The 7,158-nt window shown below is 33.1% G+C and carries 5 protein-coding genes; 3 read left to right on the top strand and 2 right to left on the bottom strand.

Annotated features, from left to right (window positions below):
• Positions 1-3,997 (top strand): putative barnase/colicin E5 family endoribonuclease (locus tag LS73_RS09405; protein WP_328590923.1); only part of this gene is annotated, 3,997 nt, incomplete at its 5' end.
• Positions 3,998-4,335: 338 nt separating this feature from the next.
• Here LS73_RS09405 and LS73_RS09400 read toward each other — a convergent pair.
• Entirely contained in the window at positions 4,336-4,614 is a 279-nt protein-coding gene (locus tag LS73_RS09400) for a hypothetical protein (RefSeq protein WP_034556794.1), read from the bottom strand.
• The gene (locus LS73_RS09395) at positions 4,607-5,104 is read right to left on the bottom strand and encodes a Panacea domain-containing protein (protein WP_034556792.1); all 498 of its coding nucleotides are present in this window, start codon (positions 5,102-5,104) and stop codon (positions 4,607-4,609) included. The genes LS73_RS09400 and LS73_RS09395 overlap by 8 nt, the downstream gene beginning before the upstream one ends.
• 290 nt (positions 5,105-5,394) lie before the next feature.
• Here LS73_RS09395 and LS73_RS09390 point away from each other — a divergent pair, with 290 nt between their 5' ends.
• Entirely contained in the window at positions 5,395-6,024 is a 630-nt protein-coding gene (locus LS73_RS09390; RefSeq protein WP_034556790.1) for a helix-turn-helix domain-containing protein, read from the top strand.
• A gap of 467 nt (positions 6,025-6,491) precedes the next feature.
• Positions 6,492-7,001: a hypothetical protein gene (locus LS73_RS09385; RefSeq protein WP_104717626.1), complete on the top strand. Its 510-nt coding sequence runs from the start codon at positions 6,492-6,494 to the stop codon at positions 6,999-7,001.
• Positions 7,002-7,158: the final 157 nt, after the last annotated feature.

Below are 7,158 nucleotides of genomic sequence, written 5' to 3'. Positions count from 1 at the left end.
GGATTCACAAGGATATTTACTCTTAGGCAATCATAGAGCAAAAGCCTTGCAAAATCTAAGTCCAAATGCAAGAAGTAAATATAAACAAGCAATCAAAGACAAATTCAATGTAGATTTAGCTAATGATGAGTTATTTGTAAGACGCATTGATGATTCTATCCCCCTAGAGACAAGAATCTTAATTGCTAAGGCTAGTAATGATGGCTTAGAGAATTCTTTAAGCGAGCTAACCTTTACTAAGCTTGCAAAATATTATGATGCCTTGCAAAGCCTGCCAAAAAGAATAGGAGATGATACAAGCGACTTAGAATATCTCTATAGAAAGACTAATCAGTTATTAGGGGGACAACCATTAAAAGAGAGTGAAACAAATCTAGCTCTTTTATCTTCACTTATGCAAGATAAAAGCAAATTTGTAAGTAATATTGATACCCTAGCTTCTAAGCCTAATGATATGGCTATAACAGATATGCTAATCAAAAACGCAGCTAGCTTTTATAATATTAAGAATGCTTACCCAGATATTCCAATAGATTCTATGCTCCAAGATGCAATTACATTCTTAGTAAATGCACCAACAAATACAAAGAAAAATTATGAAGCCTTTGTGGAAAGCCTAGAACACTATATCCTTAATCCAAATAAGCAAGCACAAAAGGCACTAGGCGCAACACCCCTAACATTTAAATCACAAGGCTTAGGCATTGTGCTAACTAGAATTGCAAATACAAATACAAACCCAGCCCAAAGTCTTTTTACATATCTTAAAAGATTTGAGGAAGTAGCAAAAGAGTTACAAGAGCCCAATTTCTTCTCTGCCGTGCGCAATCCAAATGAATATGATTTCTTAAAAGTATTAATAGGGAATGCAAATGAAGCCAATTTGAACAAAATAAGGCTATATTTAGATAAATTACAAGAATATGAAAGCTCACTACCAAAACAAGGAAATATGCATGAAGCAAGCACCACTAGACAAACAGAAGCTACAAATATTAATCCCAACAGTCATGAAACAAGAATATATGATAACAGCACTACTAGAGAGATACAAACTGAACCAACAACAGCTACAACAGACAATATACAGCCAAGCCTTGAATATAGAGAGCAACCACAAGTTGCATTTTCGCAAGAGCAGAAAGCAAATACAGACAGAAAACAGATGGGAAGCACTCCTAGCATTAATAGCCACGCAGCTAGTAGCAATGCTAGAGATAGCAAGGATAAACAAGGACATAATGCTAGCATCGGATTTAGAGAGGATAGCCTTGAGCGACCTCAATCAATTGGAAACCTACATGAGCCTAAAGCAAGCAATAGAATTAGTAACAATCATGATATAGATTCGCAAATACCCAAAGATATACAACAAGCTTGGCTAAAAACCTTTAATCTTAAAAGCATTCAAGAGGATTTTATCCCAAATATTAAGCCAGAGATAATACAGGCACTAGGCAATCAAAATATTCATGTAAAAAGTGGGAGTTTAATAAAACTTAATGTAAGAGGCAGAATCGATTTTTTACAATATATTAAGCCAACTTTGGAAAATCCAGATGTAGTTATGAAACATCAGGAAGCATATCTATTTATTAAAGACATAGGTAATGAAAAATCAATGTTTGTTAGTGTAGTGAAAAATGAGAATAATGAATTACAGAATAATGAATTGATAGTTAGCTCAAATGCACTAAGAACACTGAATAATCTTAAAAATAAAATGAATTTAGGAAATGCGGAAATACTCTATAAAAGTAAGGAAGCCTCAAATATACTCGCTGAAGCTTTTAACCTTAAAACATTTTCTAAGGAACTCACTCAATCTAATTCTACCAAAAATAAAACAGAAATAAAAGAAGCAAAACAAAACTTAAAGGCTATCACAAAACAGACAAAAAGCAAAGCTTCTTTAGATGTAATCCCGCAAGGGCAAAACGGAGTTTCTTTAGAAAAAGAATTTATTAGCACAAGTAATGTAGCAGGAATACTAAATCCAACACAAAAAGCAATTATCAAACAACAAGATAAAAGCGAGAGAGCAGCGATTGAAAAAGCTCTAAATTTAGAGCCTATAGATGAATTTGGCATAAATTATGCAGAATATTACAGAGACGGAAAAGGCGCAATACAAAAGCTACTTAAAGAAAAGCAAGGACAAGTAACAGGTGCATTTTATAAGGAAGGACTAGGAGATATAGACTTAGTATGGGGTAATAAAAACATAGGCTTACAAAAGATTCTAGAAAAACATATAAATGACTTTAAAAGCTTTGTAGGCGATAGCGCAGAACAAAAGCTAATTAATGGCATTGATGAAATCGTGCAAAATGGGAAAGTAGTAAGCAATGCAGGAGTCAATACAATAATTCACAATAAGGATAATAGAGAATATAGAGTAGGTTTATCTAAAGGATTTCATAGTAATGGCGAAAATAATTGGGTGATAACAGCATATAAAAGAGAAAATCCCCACGCACAGAATTTCGACCAAGTTACGAACTCAAAAGAGCTAGAGAATGGATACAATCTTTCTCTAAAGGATTCTCCTAATTCTACCACAAAAAAGCTTAATAAAGATGTTTCGCTTGACGCTGAACTTGAAAGCCATAAAACAGACAGAATAATCAAAGGCAAAAGCGTAAAAGATTTGATAGCAGAATCTAAAAAATCTACCATTATTCCTAAAGAAGTAGAAAGAGAAGCGGAAAAATATGCAAGGAATACACTAGCAAATTCTAAAGACCCATTAACACCTAATGACCCATTCTATGATAAGTATTTTCAAGCAGAAAAACAAGCCTATATAAGAGAAAACTATCTAAAAGAAGCAGAAAAATATGTATTGCCAGATAATGCACATACGCTTATTAAAACAGATAAAGGTATATATATCCCCTATGATAAAGAGGGAAAATATATAAAATCAATAGCTATGCAAAAGATAGAAAACCAAGAGGCAAGAGGATTAAAAACGCCAGAGGTTGAGTTTGAAAATATAAAAATAAATGATGATTTAGCTATAAAAGAGGGTAAATTATACTATAAAGGCATAGAACTTCAAGGACAAAGCGGACACACATATATAGACACCCTAAATATGCTTAAATTCCTAGCAGAACCCATAAATAAAAAAGAGTTTTTAGACAATGCAAAAGCCTTTAGCAAGCAGAATTCAAGTAGCTTTATGTTTGAATCTCCTAGCGAATTACTCTTTGCGTCTCTATCCATACCAAAGCAAAATTATAAATATCATCAAATGATAGATGTTTTATTTGCAAAGTTTGATTTAAAAACAAATAGCTTTGAGGAAAGTTTTAAGGGAATAGATACAATCTATAAACAATCTGGCGAACCTTTTGGGTATATATGGGAGGGGCAAGGCAGAGGGAAAGAAGCAATAGAGTTTTTATTGGATAAAAAGCTAGGACAAATACAAAGAGCTTTTTATAAGGAAGGACTAGGAGATATAGACTTAGTATGGGGAGATTCCAAGATGGGATTGCAACACATAATAGAACGTAGAAGCCAACAATGGGGAGAAGAAAAGGCATTAAGGTTTATTAAAGAGGATTTACCGCAGATTGTAGAAAATTCTAAGCTTTATAAACAAGATAACAACAAAATAGAACTTATTACAGATAAAGATATTCTAATTTTAGGCAGGAAAGATAACAATAAATTTATAGTTACATCATTTAAAGATAGAAGAAGTAAAAGCCGATACAAAGAGTTGGATAATTCGCAGACGTTAGACGAAGCAAATTTTACAAGCAAATCGGTGTCAGAGCAGTTAAAAACTGATGATATTCTTTTGCAAAACCATAATAATTCTACCACAAAAGCAATAACCTTTGATATGAAAGATATAAAGCTAGATAGTATCAAAGACTTCAATACATGGATAGATATGCTAGGCATAAAGTTTGCAAACAAACAAGAAGCAAAAGAAGCCTATCAATATGCACTAGACAATATAGAGAAAATATATTGCTAGTAAAGCGAAGCTTCTTTAGTAAAATCATGTCATTCTGAACCTTCTTGTCATTCTGAATATATTATCTTGTCATTCTGAACCTAGCTTGCTAGGTGAAGAATCTAGTCAATATAGATGTTTCGGGCTTGCCCTCAACATGACGAGGGGGTAGATGTTTCGCTTCGCTCAACATGACAAGAGGGCTTTACTCAACATGACAAGGGAGAGGCTTAGCATGACGAAACAGAAAGCGAAACATCAAGCCTTGTGATGTCTCAATCAGCGTAAGCGAAGCTAAGAATCTAGTTCTTTAGTAAGAGCTATGCTAAAAGGGCAAATAATGAAGCACACTAACGCCATTAACCTTTTTCAATCCAATACACATCAATTATTTGCAAAGATTCTTTATGGTAAATAACCTTTATAAAGGTAGTCTTAATATAACAAGTGCCTTTTGGGTGTTCAAACTCATTATCTAAAATTTCTTGAGACTGCCTTTTGATACCACCACAGATTCCAGCTAATGGCTTTAAAAACTTTTCCTTATGTGTATTATAAAGCTGATGTATCTCATTCTTACAGTGTTGCGATATATTAAAATGCTCAAACAAATCATTAGGATTATCAATTTTAGCCATTTACATCATCTTTTGTAGCAGGAATGATATCTTGCAAAAATACAGATTCTAAAGGCATTACTTTACCTTGCTCTATGGAATTCCATAATTCATCATGTGTTTGATTAGAAATTTGTTTTGCGGATTTATGTTTTAAATCCATAATAACCTTATCTAATATACTTATCTCCATTGCACTAAAGTAATCTAAGTCTGGCTCTTTTAAGCATAAAAAACATGTTTGGCTATATCCATACTTTGAAGTCTCAAATGACTTAATAATCTCTTTTTCTTGCATATTTTTTAAAATTTTATCTATATTTGTAGGCATAGGACCTTGTGGCATTTTCCTATACTCTAAGTTAGTGAGTTGCTTATAATACTTATGCATAAACTCTCTATCTGCAAACCACAAAATTTTGACAAGTTTAACTTTGCCTAGATTATTTAGTGCGTCATTACATTGAAAATAATTCACTATATAGGCAATAATTGCCTCTGTTTTATTCACTTTTGCTACCTTTAATTTAATATTTATATTCTATCACAAATAACATAAATTACACTCTTAGGCAGTGGGCTAGTAGCATAAATCCGCTATTTCTTTTTTCAAAGCAAAAGTTTATAATTGTGCTGTGTTTAGAGTTTATACCAAGATTAAATGTTTATCTATACTCCTTCGCATTTAATCCTAAACACCTGCTTTGTGCATCTCATTCATAGCGTAAAAGTAGCCTTTCCTTATAAATGTTTTTATTCATTTCTTAATGTGTAATCACATTAAGATTAGTAGGATTAATCATGAACCCAAAAAAAGAATTACTAAAAAAAGAAGTTAGAACATATTATGAAACGCATTTTGATTCCACAAAAGAAGTAAGCAAGAGATTTGGCATTAATGAAAGAACGCTGTATCATTGGATTAGTAGTGAAAAATGGCAAGCAGGCAAGCTAGTCAAAAATATAGAATCTAAAAAGATTGTTGAACAAATGCTAAAAGATAGTCTAGGCTCACAAACCACAATGGCTAAAGGCGTTATAAAAGAAGCTATGAAATATAATATGCAAGGGCTATATTCAGTATATCAAGAAAGAATACTTGATAATGCTGCTGATGAAATACTTTTAAAGGCTATGAGCGAGGATTTTATCAATAAGCAAATGGTAAAAACTGCATTAATAGCACAAGGTGAATTTAATCGCTATGCAAGTATATCTATCCATAGTGAAGACCCAAATGCACAAGTAATAAAGCTAGCAAGAGATGTTATCTCAATATTTAGCGATATGAAAAAGTCCATATATAGCAAAGATGATGATAGCTATAAGCTAAAAATCAATAACTTTATTAGTGGCGTTGCTAGCAAAGAAGAAATCGGCGCATTAAGTGATGATGAGATACGACAGATTCTAAGTAATACAAAGTCGTAATTATGTTAGATGTTTCGCCCTTAAGGGCTCAACATGACAAATAGAGGCTCAACATGACAAAAGAGAGGCTTAGCATGACAAAAGAGAAAGCGAAACATCACGAAAGAGCTTGTCATTCTTATTATTTTAGGACAACCTTTCTTGTCATGTTTAGTAAAGCCAAGTTTCTTTAGTAAAAATCATGTCATTCTGAACCTTCTTGTCATTATGAATATAATATTTTGTCATGCTTAGCCTTTACCTCTTGTCATTCTGAACCTAGCTTGCTAGGTGAAGAATCTAGTCAATTTTGTCATTCTGAACCTTTAGGTGAAGAATCTAGTCAATATAGATGTTTCGGGCTTGCCCTCAACATGACGAGGGGGTAGATGTTTCGCTTCGCTCAACATGACAAATAGAGGCTCAACATGACAAATAGAGGCTCAACATGACAAATAGAGGCTCAACATGACAAATAGAGGCTCAACATGACAGGGGAGAGGTTCAACATGGAAAGCAGTAAAGAAGAAAATTCAATAGGGCAAATAATGGGAAATAGTAAGCTTGTTTATATTGTAGGTATGGCTATAGTCGTTTTTCTCTTACACTACAACTATGAGGCTTTTGAAAAGCTTAAAGAATTAGGCAATACAGAGCGTAGAAAAATCCTAGCCTTTCAGCAAGTTATGAGTGAAAAATTAGATATTAAAGAAGGTGAGATAAAGAATAAGGAATTACAAATCGCAAAGTATGATGCCAATATTCAAGCCTTTAATGGCACTGATTGCATGCGCTGCCATGTAGTAGAAACTCATTTACAATTACCAATGAACGCTTCATTACCTGATTTTAATGAATTTAGAAGTAAAGTTAGAAATGGCAGCAATCTAATGCCAGCATATAAAGGCACAACAGGCAAAACTAGAAATGAGATTACAGATTCAGAATTACGCAGACAATATAGAATCTTGGAGCAATTCTTTAAAAAGTATTATTGAGTGTAATTTTTCTTGTCATGTTAGTTTAATTCCTTTTGTCATGTTGAGTAAAGCCCTCTTGTCATGTTGAGCCTCTATTTGTCATGTTGAGCGAAGCGAAACATCTATATTAACTAGATTCTTCAATCGCTATGCTCATTCAGAATGACCTTGTCAT

It is taken from the genome of Helicobacter muridarum (genome assembly GCF_000765805.2).
GTDB lineage: Bacteria > Campylobacterota > Campylobacteria > Campylobacterales > Helicobacteraceae > Helicobacter_A > Helicobacter_A muridarum.
This window is presented reverse-complemented; position numbering and strand designations above follow the sequence as displayed.

Bases quoted from the DNA above. Each gene is read 5' to 3' on its own strand.
- LS73_RS09400 (WP_034556794.1), bottom strand. From the start codon at position 4,614: ATGGCTAAAATTGATAATCCTAATGATTTGTTTGAGCATTTTAATATA.
- LS73_RS09390 (WP_034556790.1), top strand. From the start codon at position 5,395: ATGAACCCAAAAAAAGAATTACTAAAAAAAGAAGTTAGAACATATTAT.
- LS73_RS09385 (WP_104717626.1), top strand. From the start codon at position 6,492: ATGACAGGGGAGAGGTTCAACATGGAAAGCAGTAAAGAAGAAAATTCA.